Origin of the sequence: Veillonella sp. CAG:933 (assembly GCF_000431435.1) — a bacterium.
In the GTDB taxonomy this organism is placed as follows: domain Bacteria; phylum Bacillota; class Negativicutes; order Veillonellales; family Veillonellaceae; genus Veillonella_A.
Genome location: NZ_HF986207.1, coordinates 2543 through 21405, shown reverse-complemented (window position 1 = coordinate 21405; position 18863 = coordinate 2543). Strand labels below are relative to the sequence as shown.

General features: G+C 36.9%; 21 protein-coding genes. 2 read left to right on the top strand and 19 right to left on the bottom strand.

Going from position 1 to position 18863, the window contains the following annotated elements; translation table 11 throughout:
• The first annotated feature begins 28 nt into the window (after positions 1-28).
• Together QZL64_RS07740 and QZL64_RS07735 are read left to right on the top strand one after the other, a co-directional pair.
• Positions 29-766, top strand: coding sequence for an IS110 family transposase (locus QZL64_RS07740; protein ID WP_296309464.1), 738 nt, complete (start codon positions 29-31; stop codon positions 764-766).
• Positions 747-956, top strand: a complete 210-nt coding sequence (locus tag QZL64_RS07735) for a transposase (protein ID WP_296309461.1) — start codon at positions 747-749, stop codon at positions 954-956. Before QZL64_RS07740 ends, QZL64_RS07735 begins: the two co-directional genes overlap by 20 nt.
• Positions 957-1102: 146 nt before the next feature.
• Here QZL64_RS07735 and QZL64_RS07730 read toward each other — a convergent pair whose 3' ends face one another.
• The 19 genes from QZL64_RS07730 to QZL64_RS07645 form a co-directional block, all read right to left on the bottom strand.
• A complete protein-coding gene (locus tag QZL64_RS07730) occupies positions 1103-2242 on the bottom strand; it encodes an EpsG family protein (protein ID WP_021841432.1) in 1140 nt (379 codons plus the stop codon).
• A 3-nt stretch (positions 2243-2245) separates the two neighbouring features.
• A complete protein-coding gene (locus QZL64_RS07725) occupies positions 2246-3307 on the bottom strand; it encodes a glycosyltransferase (RefSeq protein WP_021841431.1) in 1062 nt (353 codons plus the stop codon).
• The gene (locus tag QZL64_RS07720; protein ID WP_021841430.1) at positions 3304-4410 is read right to left on the bottom strand and encodes a glycosyltransferase family 4 protein; all 1107 of its coding nucleotides are present in this window, start codon (positions 4408-4410) and stop codon (positions 3304-3306) included. Before QZL64_RS07720 ends, QZL64_RS07725 begins: the two co-directional genes overlap by 4 nt.
• Before the next feature lie 10 nt (positions 4411-4420).
• Entirely contained in the window at positions 4421-4555 is a 135-nt protein-coding gene (locus tag QZL64_RS14560) for a hypothetical protein (RefSeq protein ID WP_369665157.1), read from the bottom strand.
• Positions 4556-4578: 23 nt separating this feature from the next.
• Entirely contained in the window at positions 4579-4917 is a 339-nt protein-coding gene (locus QZL64_RS07715; protein WP_021841429.1) for a hypothetical protein, read from the bottom strand.
• A gap of 1 nt (position 4918) precedes the next feature.
• Positions 4919-5836, bottom strand: coding sequence for an ATP-grasp fold amidoligase family protein (locus tag QZL64_RS07710; RefSeq protein WP_021841428.1), 918 nt, complete (start codon positions 5834-5836; stop codon positions 4919-4921).
• A gap of 12 nt (positions 5837-5848) precedes the next feature.
• Positions 5849-6928, bottom strand: a complete 1080-nt coding sequence (locus QZL64_RS07705) for a glycosyltransferase (RefSeq protein ID WP_021841427.1) — start codon at positions 6926-6928, stop codon at positions 5849-5851.
• Positions 6929-6953: 25 nt separating this feature from the next.
• Positions 6954-7772: a glycosyltransferase gene (locus QZL64_RS07700; protein WP_021841426.1), complete on the bottom strand. Its 819-nt coding sequence runs from the start codon at positions 7770-7772 to the stop codon at positions 6954-6956.
• Positions 7773-7777: 5 nt separating this feature from the next.
• Complete coding sequence (locus tag QZL64_RS07695; protein WP_021841425.1) at positions 7778-8593, bottom strand: sugar transferase; 816 nt, start codon at positions 8591-8593, stop codon at positions 7778-7780.
• 42 nt (positions 8594-8635) lie between these two features.
• The gene (locus tag QZL64_RS07690) at positions 8636-9919 is read right to left on the bottom strand and encodes a DegT/DnrJ/EryC1/StrS family aminotransferase (RefSeq protein ID WP_021841424.1); all 1284 of its coding nucleotides are present in this window, start codon (positions 9917-9919) and stop codon (positions 8636-8638) included.
• A gap of 56 nt (positions 9920-9975) precedes the next feature.
• Positions 9976-11994, bottom strand: a complete 2019-nt coding sequence (locus QZL64_RS07685) for a polysaccharide biosynthesis protein (RefSeq protein ID WP_021841423.1) — start codon at positions 11992-11994, stop codon at positions 9976-9978.
• A gap of 192 nt (positions 11995-12186) precedes the next feature.
• A complete protein-coding gene (locus tag QZL64_RS07680; RefSeq protein WP_021841422.1) occupies positions 12187-12852 on the bottom strand; it encodes an LPXTG cell wall anchor domain-containing protein in 666 nt (221 codons plus the stop codon).
• A gap of 23 nt (positions 12853-12875) precedes the next feature.
• A complete protein-coding gene (gene srtB, locus QZL64_RS07675; RefSeq protein WP_021841421.1) occupies positions 12876-13625 on the bottom strand; it encodes a class B sortase in 750 nt (249 codons plus the stop codon).
• Positions 13626-13673: 48 nt separating this feature from the next.
• Positions 13674-14609, bottom strand: coding sequence for an LCP family protein (locus QZL64_RS07670; protein WP_021841420.1), 936 nt, complete (start codon positions 14607-14609; stop codon positions 13674-13676).
• A gap of 74 nt (positions 14610-14683) precedes the next feature.
• Positions 14684-14938 carry a hypothetical protein gene (locus tag QZL64_RS07665; RefSeq protein WP_296309457.1) on the bottom strand — a complete coding sequence of 85 codons (255 nt, stop codon included), beginning with the start codon at positions 14936-14938 and terminating at the stop codon, positions 14684-14686.
• 66 nt (positions 14939-15004) lie between these two features.
• Positions 15005-15826 (bottom strand): CpsD/CapB family tyrosine-protein kinase, encoded by an 822-nt coding sequence (locus tag QZL64_RS07660; protein ID WP_021841418.1) that lies wholly within the window; start codon positions 15824-15826, stop codon positions 15005-15007.
• Positions 15768-16517, bottom strand: coding sequence for a YveK family protein (locus tag QZL64_RS07655; RefSeq protein ID WP_021841417.1), 750 nt, complete (start codon positions 16515-16517; stop codon positions 15768-15770). Before QZL64_RS07655 ends, QZL64_RS07660 begins: the two co-directional genes overlap by 59 nt.
• Positions 16518-16710: 193 nt before the next feature.
• Entirely contained in the window at positions 16711-17451 is a 741-nt protein-coding gene (locus QZL64_RS07650) for a CpsB/CapC family capsule biosynthesis tyrosine phosphatase (RefSeq protein WP_021841416.1), read from the bottom strand.
• A 463-nt stretch (positions 17452-17914) separates the two neighbouring features.
• A complete protein-coding gene (locus QZL64_RS07645; RefSeq protein WP_021841415.1) occupies positions 17915-18715 on the bottom strand; it encodes a dCTP deaminase domain-containing protein in 801 nt (266 codons plus the stop codon).
• Positions 18716-18863: the final 148 nt, after the last annotated feature.

The following is an 18863-nucleotide window of genomic DNA, read 5'->3' as shown; positions in this document are numbered from 1 at the left end:
GATATCTTGTTGCTAAGAATTACAAAGTGTGTTGAACCCCATCAAGACTTCTACTATGCGTAAGAACAACATTCGCAAAACGAAGACTGACAAAGTCGACTCATACATCATTTGCAAAACTCTCATGATGCAAGAATCTCTCAGATTTGTGACCTTCTATGATCTTGATCTGATGGACTTAAAAGCCCTTGGACGATTCCGTCAGAAAACCATTAAGCAGCGAACCCGTCTAAAGATTCAGCTGACTTCTTACGTGGATGAGATATTCCCTGAATTGCAGTATTTCTTCAAATCAGGTCTGCATCAAAAATCTGTCTATGCGCTTCTAAAAGAAGCGCCAACACCGGAAGCTATCGCTTCTATGCATATGACTCATCTGGCTCATCTTCTCAAAGTGAACTCGCATGGACGCTTTAACAAAGAAATGGCTCAGCAGTTAAGAGTTCTCGCACAGAAGTCTGTCGGTGCCAGCGATAGTTCTCTATCTATCCAGGTAACTCACACAATTCAACAAATAGAGTTACTCGATAGCCAATTAGAAAGAGTTGAAGCTGAAATGACGGAAATCATGAAATTCAATGATTCTGTCATTATGACCATTCCTTGTATCGGATATATCAATGGAGGAATGATACTTGGCGAAATCGGTGATATCCACCGTTTCTCCAGCCCCAACAAGCTGCTTGCATATGCCGGTTTAGATCCTTCTGTCTATCAGTCAGGGAACTTTCAGACTAAAAAACAGAATGTCCAAACGTGGATCTAAAGTCCTTAGATATGCACTTGTTAATGCAGCTCTCAATGTTGTTAAAAACAATGCCACCTTCAAGGCTTACTACGAAGCCAAGATGGCTGAAGGTCGGACTCACTATAATGCCCTTGGACACTGTGCCGGCAAGCTCGTCAGAATCATTTGGAAAATGATGACTGACAACGTGGAATTTAATCTTGATTAAGAGGTCTGGATACCTACATCATAGATTTGTTTAAAAGCACCCACCAGGGAGCCTTATTAAGGTTACCCATTTTTACCACGAAAAGGATTTATTAATTTCCAGCTAATTTAAGCTTGACTTTTCATAGCTGGTCTCTTTTCTTAACTTTACCAAAAGAAACTGTAATGTTGAATTTCTGATACTGTTAACTCTGTCATTTTTATAGAGAAAAATAATAAATCGTATATAAAAATAATAAAGCATGAATCTCGATAATTAAAAAGGCAACGCTTATTATTTCTAGTATAATCCCAATTATGCATTTTTACGATATTTAGAAAATAAGGAATATATATAATCTGAAATACGTAAAAAAATGAATTTGCTCTTGTTACCGTTTTTATTGAATACGATAAAAGCGATACAAAAACTGCTGTTATAGCGAAAACAAATCCAAGCTTTTCAATATTTTTTTCTTTTAATTTTCCCCATGAATAATACACACAGTATATAATTGGAACATATCTAATAATTAATATTGGACTAAACGAATAAGCTGTAGATAATGTATATTTTGTATAATGATTAAATATACTTATATTTCCAACCAAATAATTATATAATGAGCCAACCCCCATCAAGCATCCAAATAAAAATAGTGCAAATAGTAAATACATTATCTTTGACACTCTCTTTAATTTATTAAATATGCTATATGCAAATAACGCCAAAAGGAAAAATAAACTTCCTGTATGCATAGTGATTGCTATAAATGCAATAATAATTGCTTGTATATTCTTTCCTTTCAATACTTTTCCAAAAGATAATATTGCAATATTTACTGCAAAAATCATTCTTATCAAATTAAAACTGTCAAAATATACAAAACACATATATCCCAATACGGCATATCCTACATTAATATAATTCTTGCTTTTCCAAATCGATATAAAAGCAAGTGTAATACCTGTAAATTTTATTATACCTAAAAATAAATCTGGATTAGAATTAAATTCTTTAAATATTAACCATAATATTTTAAATCCAGGTTCTGCATTGGTAAAGCTTAAAACATTTTCCCATTTTACATTCTTTAAAATATTTATATATGATATATAATCTGTTCCTATATGTGATCCTACTAAAAAAAAAGTTGCAATTGCCCATGAAAAATTAAAAAATATAATTCGGCTATGTGTAATAACTATACCCTTATATTTAATCCTTTTATTTGAAATCAATGCAAAAAAAAATGTCACTATTGTTATTGAAAAATATAAAATAATAGTTGTCATTTCACTATACACAACTTACCTCCACAATGATAGTATCAAATTCTGCCATTTTTCCACTATATTCTCAATACTATAATCCAATCTTACTTTTTGTCCATTATAACTTATTTTTTCAGATAAATCCTGATTATTTATGACTAACAATATAGCTTTAGCTAATGCTTCTTTATCTCTTATTGGAATTAATATTCCGTTATTATATGAAGAAATTAACGTCCGTGCGCCGCCTCCTCCATGATCAGTTGAAATAGTTGGAATTCCCAAAGCCATTGCTTCCATCAATGCATTAGGCATTCCCTCATAATCTGAAGACATTACATATACTGCTGCTTTTCTTATTTCGTTGAATAGATTGGAAATATGTCCTTTCAAGTGAATTTTTTTAGTCATTTTTATTTGTATTATATAGTTTTGAAGTTCTTGTTTACTATTTCCATCACCATATACATAGAGTTCATACCCCGGTATTTTGTCAACTATTGATGCAAAAGCATCAAACGCTAATGTATAATTTTTTTGCTTATTTAGACGTCCTACCATCACTATCTTTTTTTCACGTTTGCCTTTGTATACATCAGGTAAATTAGGATTAATCGGATTCGCTATAACAATTCCTTTTTTTGAAATAGGCCCTTTAAAATAATCTCGTATACTTTGTGTTTGAAATACAATTTTATCTGCTCTCGGATAAAGCAATTTTCTAGCCAAGCTTAAGCTTTTTCTAGTTTTACTTGGGTCATTTCGCTCACTGACAACTATTTTGCATTGCATTTTTGAACATGCTAATATTGTAACTAAATTTAATTCTGTGAGAAATGAAATTACCACATCTGGTCTTTTTTCTCTAACAATCTCTCTCAAAAATAAAACTCTTCCACAAAACAAATTTCCACAAACTCTTGATGCTTTACTACCATCAATATGATTAATATCCTTGTTAAGTTCATAATTACTTTTATATTCTCCAAAAGTACATACCGATACATCACTAGTAGAAAAAAAAGCGTTTGCTAGCTCCGCTGTAACTCTTCCTGCTCCCCCTCCATAAAATGTATCTACAACAAACAAATATTTCATTCTTTTTCTCCATCATATTTTACGATTTTTGTAATATATTTTTCCCATTTTCCATAAATCTTTTTGGTATTTAAATCAGATGATATTCTTGTTGCCATTTTTCCTATTTTTGTTGCTATACGTTCATTTTCAATCAAATATTTCATTTTCTCCGTAAGCATTTTTCGATCTCCTACAGAAACTAACAAACCATTTTCATTATCCTGAATCAAAAACTTTGATCCACCTGCGGGACAATCTGTGGAAATTACTGGTAACCCCAAAGCCATTGCCTCCATTAATGCATTGGGCATTCCTTCAAAATCTGAAGACAAGACAAATAATGATGCATCTTGTATACAATTCCCCAAATTATTAACATACCCTTTAAATATAACCTTTTCACGAATTCCAAGACTCTTAGTTTCATTTATCAAGGATTCTTTCAACGGACCTTCCCCATATATTTCTAACTTATACTCTGGGAAATCATTACAAATTTCTGCAAATGCATTAATTAATAGTGAAAAATTTTTTTGTATTGTTAACCGACCTGCACCAACAATTACTTTTCTTCTTTCTCCCTGATATAACGGTCTTATAAATTCAGGATTTATCGCATTCGGTATTACTACACTATTTTCAACACTAATTCCATGCTCTTTATAATATTTTTTTGCATCTTCAGTTTGAAAAATATATCCATCAGCCTTAGGATAGTATTTCTCGAATATTTTTTTATTTTTCTCAGATAAATTGCAAAATGTATTTGGGTCTGCCCTTTCAGCAAGTATAACCGGACATTTTATAAATCTTTTTTGCGCGAGTATAAAACTCGATAATTTAGGTAAAAAAGTAAGATATATATCCATGTCTTCTTTTCTAAAATAACAATTCATTCTATATAATCGAACAAGATTAATTATTGTATGTGGTAATTTTGATTTACTCTCTCCATATAGTATAACATGCCGAACACTCTCTTTTATTTCATAAGTTTGCTGATCTGATACTGTTAAGACTGTTACTTCATGTCCTTTTTCAACTAAATAATTTGCAAGATTACAAACTACTCTCTCAGCTCCTCCCCCTGCTAAACTTCCAATTAATAAAGTAATCTTCATTTCTTTATCCTCATTTTTTTATTTTATTTAACATATACGCTGTATGTTCACCAAATAATGATTCGCCATTACACATTTGAGGAAACCACGCACTTTGTCCCGTTGAATTAAGTTCAATTAAAACAGGTGTTCCATCTTCATCAATAGAAAAATCCCAAGATAAAATCTTTAACCATGGGATAATTTCATGGCATTTAATTCTACTCTACGTCTAGGGTTTGTAAGCGGTTCTAATTTCATTGAAAATAAAATTTCCGGAAAATAATTATGTCGATAAACACCCGTATAGCTTTGATATAACTTATGCCAATCTTTTTTTATCTTTTTCCCATAATTTTCATAATAAAATTTATCTATTTCTCGTGTTTGTTCATCTGTTAATTCTACTTTCTGAATTAATTGCCTTTTTTTCTTAATATTTTTATATTCACTATATGACAACAATACACGACTGAGTTCTTTCTCCAACAATTCTGTTCTTTTTTGCACATACTTAGTTAATCCCATACTAATTTTCCCTCTTATCCGGCAATTTGATCCAACTGCCAAACTTATAATCCCATTCTTCTGGTTCAAATGGCATCATTCCACTCCAATGAAAGAATGTCATTTCTCCAAAATACACTTTTCCATTTACTTCATAAAAATCCACTCGAACCTGTGGAATATTAACAGATAGTTTTTCTGCCAGCTCTTTCATAAGCTCAAATTGGTGTGGTTTATGCGGTGGATTAATCGCATTTGGATGACCATTTGTAAAATTTAAATAATTGAAATTCTCATCAAAAAAATCAAATTTTGTTTCCACACCTGCTGTTTCTCGATCCGTTGCTATAAAAAGTGCTTTTACTTTTCCATTAAAGCAGAAAAATTTATAATCTCTTAATTCTTGATCTTTTTCATCTTCCATATATATTTCAGCTATGATTCTTGGAACAACATTTTTATACGGCCATTCTCTTTGCGCATAAAAAAAATTGTGTTTTAAGCATTTATTTATTTTTCTTTTTGCCTTTTCTATATTAAATGTATTCTTGTCTCGACAAATAATTAAACCGCCCGAATCATGGGTACACTTTAACACAAATTGTTGGGGTAAATTTTCAAAATCAATATCTTCAAATTTGTCCCATACTCCTATTGTTGGAATAATATATTCTTGTCCTATAATCGATGCTACATAATCTTTCACTTTATATTTATCAACCATTTCACTATACTGTGGTTGTCTATCATATATTTTTAACCACTGCAATTTTTCACTATATGTTTGGGGATCATTTAAATCAAGTCTTTTCCCCATTCTTATTTTAAATGCAATTGATAAATACGTTTTATCATTCATCCAATTGAGGAACCCTCTATGCCCTAATGTCAAAAATAACAGTCCCGGGTTTTTTATAATTTTTTTTATTGATGTACTCATGTTATTTCACCTTTATACTACTCTAATTATTTTTTCCCACTCTTGGCTAATTTCTTCTACACCCAATTTTTTTACTCTTTGTTTACTTACAACTCCCATTTGTTCTAATTGTTCTTCTTGTTTCCCAAGAAGTTCTTCTATTGCCTTTGCCATCTTCGAGATATCCCCAATCGGGACAATATAACCATTTTCTTCATCAACAAATTCTCTTGCTGCTCCTGTAAAAAAATCTGTTGATATAATTGGTAATCCAGCATCCATAGCTTCAAGCATTGCATTAGGTAATCCTTCATAATCTGAACTTAATATAAATGCTTTCGCCTTGTTCAAATACTTTCGAACATTACTTTTCCGACCAAGCAGCATAATCTCTTGTTCCATCCTTAAAGAATTTATAAGATTTTGTAATTCTGCTTGTTGCGGTCCTGCTCCAACAATATATAATTTTTCTGTAAATTTGTCTGTCTTTTTTGCTTTTGTAAAAGCCCTAATTAACATAGGGTAATTCTTCTGTTTATCAAGTCTCCCTACAGAAATAATATAATTTTCTTTATTTGAAAAAGGTGTTGCCTCTTCTAACATTAACGGATTTCGTATCACACATGTCTTTTTAACTTTTTTTACAAGATAATAATCTGCAACTTTCTGTGTTTGGCATATGAGCATATCTGTTTTTTTGTATATTAAATTTAATACATTTCTCTCAATCGAACTTCTACTCATTGGATCGTTTCTTTCTGAACCAATCCATTTACAATTTTTCTTAACTGATGCTGTTAAAATATCCGCTTTAGGCAAAAAGGAAATAATTACATTAGGCTTAAATTTATTTATTTCGCTTTTTAATTTGTCTCTTTGTCTCAAAAAATTAATCGCAAAATTTATTATTACTTTGATTTTTTTTCCACGCTTTACATTAATACCAGCCTCATTTATAGACACTTTATCTTTAATCGGATATCTTGCTGTATCTGATTTCTCCATAACAAAAATTTCAACTTTGTTATTTTCCGAAAGATAATTTGCGAGAATTGACGCAACTCTCTCCGCCCCTCCTGTTCCCAATGTCGGAATAATAAATAGTATTTTCATAATTCACCACTCAGCCTAAATTTGATTATTTTCTCAGAAATGTCTTATACAACCAATTTTGTACTTTTATCGGCATTAGATACATCACTGTCTGTGCACCTGCAACCATTACTACATCACCCATACTTGAATATCCCATTTTATGAAATCTTCTAATTGTGTCTATGTAGCTCCATGTGTTCTCCCAACTCTTTCTTCTCTTAGAAAGATTATCGTCTGACCGAAACCATAATAAAGATTCTTTAAAATTAGCAGCTTTGCACCCACCAAATAGCATTCTACCAAACAAATCCACATCTTGGTTTCTTCTTAAATCAGAATAGCCACCAAATTCAAGGACTTTACTCTTTCTGTACATTACACTAGGATGATTGAACGCACTTCTTCGCTTCGCAAAATTATAAATATCTCTTGGACTACTGGGCACTACCCTTCTTCCGGTAATGTTGTCTGTTGTTCCACAAAATTCATCTACTGCCGAACCTATAATTGCATAATTAGGATATTTTTCAAACGCTTCCACTTGTTTTTCACACCGCTGTGGTTTCGATATGTCATCGGTGTCCATTCTAGCTACAAGTTCATTCTTACAATGCTCTAATCCATAATTTAAAGCTAAACCTAATCCCCTATTTTTCTCATATCCAACTATATGGAAGAGTTCTGGATACTTCGTTGAATAATCATCTAATACTGCCTGAAGTTCTGCAGTTATCTTTCCATCTTTTACAATAACTATCTCCTCTGGTTTTAAAGTCTGATTTACCATACTTTCTATTGCCAAATTCAAATATTCCGGATTTTCCTTTTTATACAACGACATTAATACGCTATACTTCTGCATCTGTATTACCTCTTTGCCAATATTTCAAGTGCTTCTTCCTGCTTCTGATCATATTCTTCCTGACTGACTTTTCCACTATGTAACAGGTAATCTCCAAAGTCTTCCGCTGTTGCCATATCTCCCTCTGTGATTCCCTCCTGTTTCACAAATGCTTTTAATACAGTCTGAAGAATAATCTTAATATCTCCCAGGAATGTAATCTTCTGAATATACTTCAAATCCCAGTTAAGTTTATCTTCCCAGTCGATATCATTTCTGCCATTCACCTGTGCAAGTCCTGAAAGTCCCGGTCTTACATCATGACGTTTTCTCTGCTCATCCGTCATAAATACCATGTCTCTGACAAGCTGTGGTCTAGGTCCTACAATACTCATATCACCTTTTAAGATATTAAATGCTTCTGGTAATTCGTCAAGACTCGTTGCGCGAAGCGCTTTGCCGAATTTTGTAAGTCGTACTTCATCCGGAAGAAGATTACCATTTTCATCTCTTTCATCTGTCATAGTACGAAACTTATACACATTAAAAACTTTTTCATCTTTTCCCGGTCTTGGTTGTTTGAATAATACCGGACTTCCAAGTTTTGTTCTGACCAGAAGTGCAACAAGCAAATATAGCCAGCCGAATACGAGAATTGCCATAGAAGCACAGATAACATCAAATGTCCTTTTTGCATGCGCTTCATAAAATGTTATCTTTCTTTCCGTACATGTCTTCTCTTTTTTATCTTCTTTTTGTTTTTTCTTCTTGTGATACAGTAATGCTCCACTGACTGCGGCAACTGCTGTTGATAAAAAAACTGCAATTTTTTTATTTTTCATTCTAAACCCTCATAGCACTCTTTTAATAATTCTGATTTCAAATTACTCAAAACAAGCTTTTACTACTTCTATAATTCTATCCTGTTGCTCTGCTGTCATTTTATTATCACTTGGCAGACACAGTCCTCTTGTAAAGATATCCATTCCTATATCTGCTGCCCCACCTGCTATATAAGCATTGGATCTTGCACGTCCATTTCCATCTCTGACTACAAATGGATTCAAGCGGTAAATTGGCTGCATATGCATTGGTTTCCAGACCGGGCGCCCCTCTGCGTTGATACTGCTGATTGCCTCTAATATCTCTGTCGGACATGTCTTTCCTCTCTCTTTTACATAGCAAACATCTTGTTCGCCTCGCATCTGCTTACACATCGCATCTTCATCAATAATCATACAGGAAAGCCAGTAGTTTGGCTCAGAGTTCTCCAGATCCATTGGATTCATAGATACTGGCAAATCCTTGAAGCCTTCTTTGTATCTCTCATAGATTGCTTTTTTCTGTGCGATATGTTCTTCCAGGTATGGAAGCTGTCCACGTACCACTCCTGCAATGACATTACTCATACGGTAGTTATATCCAAGTTCTTCATGCTGGTACCAAGGTGCAGCCTCTCTTGCCTGAGTAGACCACTTACGAACCTTATTTGCAGCTTCCTCGTCATCTGTTAAGAAACAGCCTCCGGCACTTCCGGTTATAATCTTATTTCCATTAAAGGAAATAGTATTGTATTTTCCAAATGTACCAGTCTGAACACCTTTATACGTTGCTCCCATAGATTCTGCTGCATCTTCTACTAAAATAGCTCCGTGCTTTTTAATAACTGCATTTAATTCATCTACTTTTCCCGGTGTACCATAAAGATGTGCGATTACAACTACTTTTGTATCCGGATAAATCTCAAATGCTTTCTCTAATGCTACTGGATCCATGTTCCATGTATCATATTCAGTGTCGATAAATACTGGTTCACCGCCCTCATATACAACCGGATTTACAGTTGCATCAAAGGTCATATCGGAACAGAATACTTTCTTACCTTCCAACGCTCCGTGTCCTACTTTCGGCATACCATAAGCTTCAACACCAGCCAGCTTCATTGCCAGATGCAATGATGCCGTTCCGGCAGATAAACCTACTGCGTATTTGCAACCGATTTTTTCACATACTAATCGCTCTACTTCATTGATATTTGCGCCCACGGTGGACATCCAGTTTGTCTCATATGCTTCTTTTACATATTCAATCTCCGGTCCATGCATGGTTGGGCTGGATAACCAGATTTTCGATTCAAATTTTTCAAATGTGTTTTCTTCCTTAAACATGTATCTCTCCTTTTCTGTTATCCACTTCAATTTATAAAATATTATGAAGTAATCCTTTAGAATATCGCTGCCTTCATCCCAGGCTTCTTATATACTTCGACTTTGTCTTCTGCCTTTTCTTCCTGCTTTTCATTTGCAACATGGCAGTTGACTTCTTCCGGGCTCTTGAATGTTGGCACAACTTTTCTCATTGCCTGTTTTGCGATTAGATTGTCTCCGCTGTCACAGGCTTCTCTGAGAATCTGCATCTTCTCTTCAATCTCTTCTTGGCTTAAGGCAGTATCTCTTTCGATGAAGATCATGCTGTTTTCTGTCTTATCCAGTTCTTCTGTCTTCACAAGTAATTCTTCATATAACTTCTCACCTGGGCGGAGTCCTGTCTCCACAATCTCGATTCCCTCTACGCCGGATAAGCGGATCATATTTTCTGCCAGATCAAGGATCTTTACAGGCTGTCCCATATCCAGAACAAAGAGTTCTCCGTTCTTAGCCATTGCTCCACTCTGTAATACAAGCTGTGATGCTTCTGGGATTGTCATAAAGTAACGGATAATTCTTTTATCTGTCACGGTCACTGGACCACCGTTGGCAATCTGACGCTTGAACAATGGAATTACGGATCCTGCACTTCCTAGTACATTTCCAAATCTTGTTGCACTATATTTTACTTTTCCATGAGTGCTTGCACTCTGTACAATCATCTCGCACATTCTCTTTGTAGCACCCATAACATTGGTCGGATTCACGGCTTTGTCTGTAGATACCATCATGAAGCGCTCTGCTTCATATTCCTCGCACAGCTCTACCAGGTTATAGGTACCAAATACGTTGTTGTAGATAGCTTCTACGCAGTTGTGTTCCATAAGCGGCACATGTTTGTGTGCAGCTGCATTGATCACAATCTGTGGATGATATGCCTCAAAGACCTTTTCCAGTGCTTTTCTGTGAGTAATGGAACAGATTTCGATCTGAAGCTTTAATTGATTTCCATAGGCAATCTTTAATTCCTGCTGTACATCATAAGCACCATTTTCATAAATATCCAGAATAATGATCTGCTTTGGATGCATCTTTGCAAGCTGGCGGCAAAGCTCTGAACCAATCGATCCACCGCCTCCGGTAATGAGCACAACTTTGTCTCTGTAGTATGCATTTGTCTTTTCATCTGACATTACGATCGGCTTACGGAACAGTAACTCTTCTACATCGAACTCTCTTAGATTTCTCTTGCCTCCTGCCGCATACATCGTCGGATAATCGTAAACTTTTACTTTATATCCTGCATTTTTATAAAATTCATACCGTTTTTTCTTCTTTTCCGCTTTCATAGATGGAATCGCAAAGATAATCTCCTGAATTTCATAATCTGCAAGTTTTTTTACGGTTACATCATCTTCTGTCCATACCGGGATTCCGTGGATCTCTCGTCCGATCTTTTCCTTACTGACATCAATAAAGCATCTCGGCACATAGGAAGACTGCTCATTGCTGATAAGGTCTTCTGCCAGTCCGACTCCGACGCGTCCGGCACCTATGATCGCAACTTTAATCTTACGGTTTTCTTTCTCATTTCCAGACTCGATTCCCGAAAAAAAGTATAGAACAGAATTCAGAAATTTTCCCCATTTGCTCTCCTGATTGCCACATTTATATGTATAGCGATATAACATACGGATTGCTAACGCTCCCAGTAAGTTCAGACATGACACGGAAAGCATTCTTGCAAATGTAATCTTTTCTACAGGCAGGCATAATTCCATTAACAGATAGATGATGAATGCAATTGCATCTGTAAAAAGCAATCGGATATAGCACTGGATCCCGCCATATCTCCATACCTGTCCATATATTTTTCCTGTCATTCTGACAGCGAAAATGCATCCTGCTGAAAGTACTACTTGTTGAAAGATACCGCTTGTGGTAAGTTTGTCATTTCCTTCATAAAGCACAAGCAATAAAACCACTGCGATCAGATAAACTAACATATCATATACAATTAATATTCTCGGCATATGAAACTGTTTTTTATCCACTTGTTCTTTCAAATCTGTTTTTTCCACATTCATCTTACTCATTCTTATATTACTACCTTTAAATACTTTTTTACCGTTATCATTTGTTGCATTTTATCTTAATCTATCGTTTTTACCTTATGATAGTTATTTTCCAATTCATTGTCTCGTTTATGTCGTTCATTTTCTCAATCCTAAGAGAAGCTGACGTATAATTTTCATACTTCAGCTCCCCTAAGACCTAATGTTTTTTAATTAAGCATTCTTTTTTCTGAATGCTACAACTGCTGCCGCTCCTAAAAGAACGACTGCTGCGCCAGCGAATGGCACTGTGTTTGTGGAATCAACACCTGTTTTTGGTGATGTTCCTGCTGTGTTTGTCACTGCCTGTGAAGCATTAACTTTCGCAATAATTGCGATTGGTGACAGATCCTGTAACTCAAAAGTAATCTCTTTGTTGTTCAGATCTACGTTAGATGGTGTAATAACTTCCCATACTTTACGCTCTGTACTGAAGTGAAGTACTTTTACGTCTGTCATTCCTTTTGTAAGTGCAGGTACAGATAATGTTACCTGATATTTTCCATCTGCAGTTTTGCTTACATCTCCGATCTTTCTAAGATCCATAAATGCTGTTACAAGAGATTTTCCTTCAAGCTCTGATGCAATACTGGATTCTGCTTTTGCAAGATCTTTCAGTGTCTTAGTTCCTGCATTGATGTCTTTGATCAACTCTGCTGTTGCCTTGTCGGCTTTTGCGACTTCAGCCAGCTCTTCCTGATCCATAGCATCTACTTCGTAATATCCTTTAGAACTTCCAGTTACAGCCATTGTTGCTGTCTTACTTGCAGCGGATACACCTACAACCTGCATTGCGAATACTGTTACCAGCATAGCCAGGCCGATCAGTTTCTTCTTCATTGGTCTTTACCTCCTTTTCTTAATTATTGTTCTATAGATACTAGTACGGCTTGTACCAGGTATCTACGGTTGTCCATACCTGCATAGCAGGTAGATAGTGTGATAATCTTATCATCTGCAGTCACACTCGCTGCTGTATCAATATTCGACTTCATATCCCGGATACCGAATACCGTATCCAGGTAAGCCTGGTAAATGTCTTTGTTATCAAAGTTAAAGCTTTGCAGCAGATGCCGGTTGTCATACAGGTATGCTGCAAAGATCTGGTAGTGCAAGATCTTGTCCGGCATGTAGATGATGACTTCTTTGTTCTGATCAAAGAAATCCCGGTCCATATATTGATGCAGACCATCGAACATGGAACCATTTGCCATGCCGTGTCCGTAGATCACGGTGTTCGTATCTTCGAAAGTCTTCGTGTTGTAATCCTCGGTAAAGATTGCTCCGGCTTTGTTCTCATCATGTTCCACACTGTGGTTCAGATAATAGCTGTTATCTGTCCCGCTCTGTGCGATTGGATAGTCGATGACAGTTCCCGGTACTTTGATCCATGCATATATATCTGGATTCATGTTCTGTAATGTCTGGAAGTCGATTGGTATCTCGACGGTACTTTTCGGTGTCTCTTCCGGTTCTTCTGTCACGACTTTTTCTTTTATTTTTTCATATTCCTGCCCTGCATGGGCATCCTGATAATATTGGTAATATGCAATTCCTCCGCAGATCAGTCCGGCTGCTGCCAGTATTCCTGCTACGACGTATCGTTTTTTCATAATTCTATAGCCCCTTACGTCTTATTGCTCATTTGTCTGTTTTTTCATTTATTTTACTTCTTGATAGAATGTCTCCATAATCTTTGCATACATAGCATCGTCATCTACGTGGTATTCATCGTAGGAAAGACCTTGTGTTCCTTCTCCCGGAACGGTCCATTCTGTGTAGCCGTCTCCTTCGTCTGCTGTCTGGAATAACTTCATCAGACGGTCTTCGCTGATATTGGTGACGGTATATGGTTTGATCGCCACGAACAGATTCGCTGCAAATTTTGCATTTTGCTCATAGCATTCTTTTGCCTTTTTTGAAAACGCATCTAAGAATGCTTTCTGGCGTTCCATCCGGTAGATGGCGCTCTGGCTTTCATCTACATCTCTGCTTCTGACAAATATTTCTGTATTTTCTTCGGTCAGTGTTACTTCTGCGCCTTCTGAAAATTCCGGATATTTATACTCCAGACTGTTATTTGGCACAGTCACTGTCAGACCTCCTACGCTTTTTGCAAGCTGTGGAATCCCGTCTAAGTTCATGGCAAGATAGCCCTGAATCGGAAGTCCGTAGAAGAGATTGGACACTGCTTCCTGTGTGAGTTTGCAGCTCTCGGCACCGCCGTCTCCATATCCATAGGAGAGGCTGATGTGGTCTTTGGATTTTCCAAGGCTTTTCCCTTCCAGGTCAAAGCTTTCCACATCTGTCATCGTATCTCTCGGAATCGTAATCAGCGTCATTTCTTTCGTCTTGCGGTTCAGCGACAGCAGAAATAAGGCATCTGCCTGTCCTGCATCGGCTTTTCCGACTCTTGTCTCTGCCGGTGTACGCTTGTCTACTCCAAGTAATAAGTAGTTGCTGAGATTTTGATTGTATTTGTAAGTCTTTCCCTGCCAGGTGACGGTGTTGGAATCCTCTGCTTCCGCGGTCGCTTTCGCACTTGTCGCTTCTGCTGCTTTCTTTTTTTGGATACCTACGTATCCAAGACCTGCCACCGCAAGTACAGCTACGCCTGCGATAATGACTGTTGCGAATCTTCCCCGGCGTTTTCCTGATGCTTCTCTCTGTTCTAGTTCTCGCCTGCCTGATTCTCGCCTGTCTGATTCTCGCCCGCTTGATCTTCGCTGTTCTGATTCCCGTCTGCCTGACTGGTGTTGTTCTGATTTTCGCTGTTCTGGTCCTCTGTCCATGTCTGATCTGATTTCTCCTTCTGAATCTCTTCCTGCGCCGCTTTCTTTAACTCACTGCTATTTGCAGCTTCCTGCTTATGATTGAAAAATAAAAACGAACCTAATATCAGGAATAATACGATACATGCAATCAACAGCAGAACATTCTGAACCTTCGGGTTCGTCTTTCTTTTCTTCATACTGTTCTTTACATTCCTTTCCTACGCATTTTCATGATTCTGGCCATAGCCATACTTACTTCCATAACTGTAATAGGAATAATATTTTTCTTTCTTTGTATCAACTTTATTCAGCACAGCGCCAAGCATATGTGTGCCACTCTTTTCCAACTGCTTGATTGCTTTCTGCGCTGCACGGTATCCTACAAATCCACTCTCGATTACAAGGATTGCTCCATCACATACCTTTCCAACGATGGCCGCATCTACTACACTTGCCATCGGCGGTGTATCAATCAGGACGTAGTCATATCTCTGCTTCAGCTCACCCATTAACTTGGAGAACACTCTTCCATTTAAAAGTTCGGATGGATTCGGAGCCATCGGTCCTGCAAAAATCATATCTACATTTTCATAATTCGTTCCATATAAAATATCGCGCACCGGTGCCTGTCCGCTTAAGAACTGGGACAGTCCCTTCACGTCACTATCCACGAAATATCTCTGCACAAGGACTGATTTTCGGATGTCCGCATCCAAAAAAACTGTCTTCTTGCCGGCCATACCCATTTCCCTTGCGAGCTGGAAGGCAACATCACTCTTTCCCTCATTCGGGAAACAGCTTGTCACAAGGATCGTCTTAATATCCGCTCCCGCAAACTGGATATTTGTTCTCAGCGTCTTTAACGCCTCCTCGTAAAAGTAATTTGATTTACGAGGATCCGTCAGTTCCACCCGAAGCTTAGATGCCTTATTGTCACGGCGGGACATTGCCGCTTTTGCCTGCGCATTTGTATATGTAGTTCTAGCTTGCTTTTCGTTTTCCTGCATCATTTCTCTTTGACTTCTTCTTTCCTGATCCATTAATATAATCCTTTCTGTCCGGAATTACACTCAATGTAGATAATCCCAGATATTTTTCTATATCTTCTTCAGACTTAATCGTATCGTCCATAATCGTGCGGACAACAATCACACCTGCGCACAGGATCATACCTGCCAGCACACCCATCACTGCCATCTTCGCCACGCCTGTATTCGATCTGGAAGTCGGAACCTCACCTTTTTCAATGATCTTAGGCGGTGTAACCTCCATCTTGTCTCCGATATACTCAGAAGCAACCTCTGACAGCTTGTCTACAATCTCCTTCGCCTGCTTGGCATCAGAATACTCCACAGACAACTGCAGAATACGCGTATCGTCCTGGTTCGCAACTGTGATTATATCCTTCAGCTGCTTATAGTCCATGTCCAGATCTAACTGGTCGATAACATCCGTAAGCACCGGACGGCTTGTGATCAAGATGGAATAGTCCTTGGTAAGCTGTGAACCCATCTGCAGATCCGCCAGAGAACTAAGCGTCGTCTCCTTGGTCAGTACAAGCATCATGGAAGAAGATGTGTACAGCGGCTTCACTAAGAATCCGGCATACGCACACGCAATACAGCCGAACAGCAGTCCCACTCCCAGGATCGCCAGTATCTTCGACTTGAGCACATAAAAGAGCTCCAGTAAGTCAATTTCCATCTCATCATTGTCGTAATTCTTTCCCATTAATCTGATTTCCTTTCTTGGGGGACGGGGTTTTTGGGGTTTTGGGGACGGAGGTTTTTTAAAAAAACCCCGTCCCCAATTGGACTTCTACCTGTCCCTCTTTGAATTGTGTGTATTTTTACCCTCCCATTTTCTAGGGTTTCTTTTATTTCTAACCTGTCCCTTTTTGAATTGTAAAAAATTTTGGAACAATTTATGTTTTAGGCTTGTGTGATCCGCGGTCATCTAATATTCTTCTTGCATTGCCTTGTATCAATGCCCATACATAGTCTTCAGGCAGATTCTTGTTCAGCCACTTCTCAACGTGTTCTGTCTGTGGACTGCGTTCTCCGCTATTGTGCATATCTGTTCCCAGGTAATGGACCAGACCATCTTTCAGTTGTCGCTTACACCACTGTGCTGTATTATTATTCCATCCTCCATCTATAGAGCTGTAATTCATCTGGATTCTTGCTCCTGTATCAGCCAGCTCTTCCAGTCTGCCTTCTTCTCTTAACACATGATACCTTTCTACATGTGCCAAAATTGGGACATAACCTGCCATCTGCATCTGGCGCACTGCGCTGAATATCTTAGAGTAAGCTGTCCCCGGGAGGAATTCCAATAACACATATCTGCTGTCTGCCAGCGTCAGAAGCTTTCCTTCCTTTAGTAACTGTCTTGTATCTACCGAATACATAATTTCCTGTCCCGGAAATACCGGAAGCCTGACTCCAAGTCGTTGATATGCCTGAATTCTGAACTTCTTACACAATGTTCGAATCTCCTGCACTCGTTCTACGGATGCATTACGGACTGAGCCATGTGGCGTTACGATCATACCTACAAAGTCCTGATTCAATGCCATGCGTAGCATCGCTAATGTCTCTTTCGGATTTGCAGATCCATCATCTATACCAGGTAGTATGTGACAGTGCATATCTATCTTTTTCATCTCTACTCCTGTATATGTATTGTATATAAATTTCACTTATTTTTTACAGTACAAATGCCACCTGATACTTTTGACATGTACACAAGGTGGGAAAATTATCAATCTGCGTTATCACTATTTCATGCACTGCAAAAATAGTATTTAGTTAGTCCTATTTCTTGACTACCTTTTATTACTAATTAAGGCTACCATGTTTTGACAATATTTGCAATAGACAAAAGCTGTCAATTTCTGTTTGGGGACGGGGTTTTTTTGAAAAAACCCCGTCCCCAAACAGACTTCTACCTGTCCCTTTTGAATTGTGTATTTTTTTACTTTTCCGTTTTTGTGGGGGTTCCGGTTTTTCTAACCTGTCCCTTTTTGGAATTGTGGAATGTTTTTGTACAATTTGTTTTTTACGCACTTTTTACATACGAAGAAAGCGCAAATCTTTTTCTTGATTTGCGCTTTCTTCGTATGCTTTTTATATAATCCAAGTCAATAATCCAATTAATACTAATATTCCTGCGATATACAAAAAGAATGCCGACTTATTTATTTCTTTATGATTTACTAAAAGTAGAATCAATCCTAAAAATAGTGAAATAACAATTCCTAATGAAATGTTCACGGTTGCTATGTATTTCCCATTTATATCATTTTGTGTAATGTTCGTAAAATTAACCATTATTAATGAGAACACTGATACGAATATTCCCATCAATGTTAAAATATTTGCATAGATATGATTAATTTTTTCATCTAAATTCTGACCAGCATCTTTTAAATTATTCATTCTCTCTTCGTACTCATCTTTGTATTTAGCTAATCCTAAATATTCGTCTTCATTATTGAATGAGGCATTGGACTGTTGGTCATATGTTTTTTCAGGTACTTCGCATAATTCTTCAAAAAATATCTGTGCAATTGAATCGTTTTCTTTAATCTTTATAGTTCCTGAAGATATATTCTGTACTCTTAAATAAAGGTATGTTTTATGCCCTGGATAATAGTGTGGACCTGCTACATATAACCCCTGACGCATTCGTGAATTTTTTTCACCAATTCTTCCTATTAAGTCGTTCGGCATATGTATTTCTTCTACTGTTTTAATAAATACAACTTCACCCGGTCTTAATACATAGGACGGAACTATATTGTTATTTTCAACTATTCCACTAATATGAAGATCATAGGATACTGCATTAACATATTTTTCATCATAACAATTTCCGCAAAATATCTCATCATGACGATTTTTTATATTTTTATCTACTAATATCATAACCTTCCACCTCTTTTCACTAATATTTTTTATTATAACACTTCAATTGCAAAATTCAACTAATCCGCCATATCTTCTTATGTTTTCTTACATATGTTTTTCTTCCTATATATATCAGATGTGCGTCATGCAACGCATGACGCACATC

Coding starts and splice junctions, on each gene's coding strand:
- QZL64_RS07710 (WP_021841428.1), bottom strand. CDS start 5,836: ATGAGTACATCAATAAAAAAAATTATAAAAAACCCGGGACTGTTATTT.
- QZL64_RS07650 (WP_021841416.1), bottom strand. CDS start 17,451: ATGAAAAAGATAGATATGCACTGTCACATACTACCTGGTATAGATGAT.
- QZL64_RS07700 (WP_021841426.1), bottom strand. CDS start 7,772: ATGCAGAAGTATAGCGTATTAATGTCGTTGTATAAAAAGGAAAATCCG.
- QZL64_RS07705 (WP_021841427.1), bottom strand. CDS start 6,928: ATGAAAATACTATTTATTATTCCGACATTGGGAACAGGAGGGGCGGAG.
- QZL64_RS07695 (WP_021841425.1), bottom strand. CDS start 8,593: ATGAAAAATAAAAAAATTGCAGTTTTTTTATCAACAGCAGTTGCCGCA.
- QZL64_RS07685 (WP_021841423.1), bottom strand. CDS start 11,994: ATGAGTAAGATGAATGTGGAAAAAACAGATTTGAAAGAACAAGTGGAT.
- QZL64_RS07660 (WP_021841418.1), bottom strand. CDS start 15,826: ATGGATCAGGAAAGAAGAAGTCAAAGAGAAATGATGCAGGAAAACGAA.
- QZL64_RS07680 (WP_021841422.1), bottom strand. CDS start 12,852: ATGAAGAAGAAACTGATCGGCCTGGCTATGCTGGTAACAGTATTCGCA.
- QZL64_RS07715 (WP_021841429.1), bottom strand. CDS start 4,917: ATGGGATTAACTAAGTATGTGCAAAAAAGAACAGAATTGTTGGAGAAA.
- QZL64_RS07735 (WP_296309461.1), top strand. CDS start 747: ATGTCCAAACGTGGATCTAAAGTCCTTAGATATGCACTTGTTAATGCA.
- QZL64_RS07690 (WP_021841424.1), bottom strand. CDS start 9,919: ATGTTTAAGGAAGAAAACACATTTGAAAAATTTGAATCGAAAATCTGG.
- QZL64_RS07655 (WP_021841417.1), bottom strand. CDS start 16,517: ATGGGAAAGAATTACGACAATGATGAGATGGAAATTGACTTACTGGAG.
- srtB (WP_021841421.1), bottom strand. CDS start 13,625: ATGAAAAAACGATACGTCGTAGCAGGAATACTGGCAGCAGCCGGACTG.
- QZL64_RS07645 (WP_021841415.1), bottom strand. CDS start 18,715: ATGATATTAGTAGATAAAAATATAAAAAATCGTCATGATGAGATATTT.
- QZL64_RS07725 (WP_021841431.1), bottom strand. CDS start 3,307: ATGAAATATTTGTTTGTTGTAGATACATTTTATGGAGGGGGAGCAGGA.
- QZL64_RS07720 (WP_021841430.1), bottom strand. CDS start 4,410: ATGAAGATTACTTTATTAATTGGAAGTTTAGCAGGGGGAGGAGCTGAG.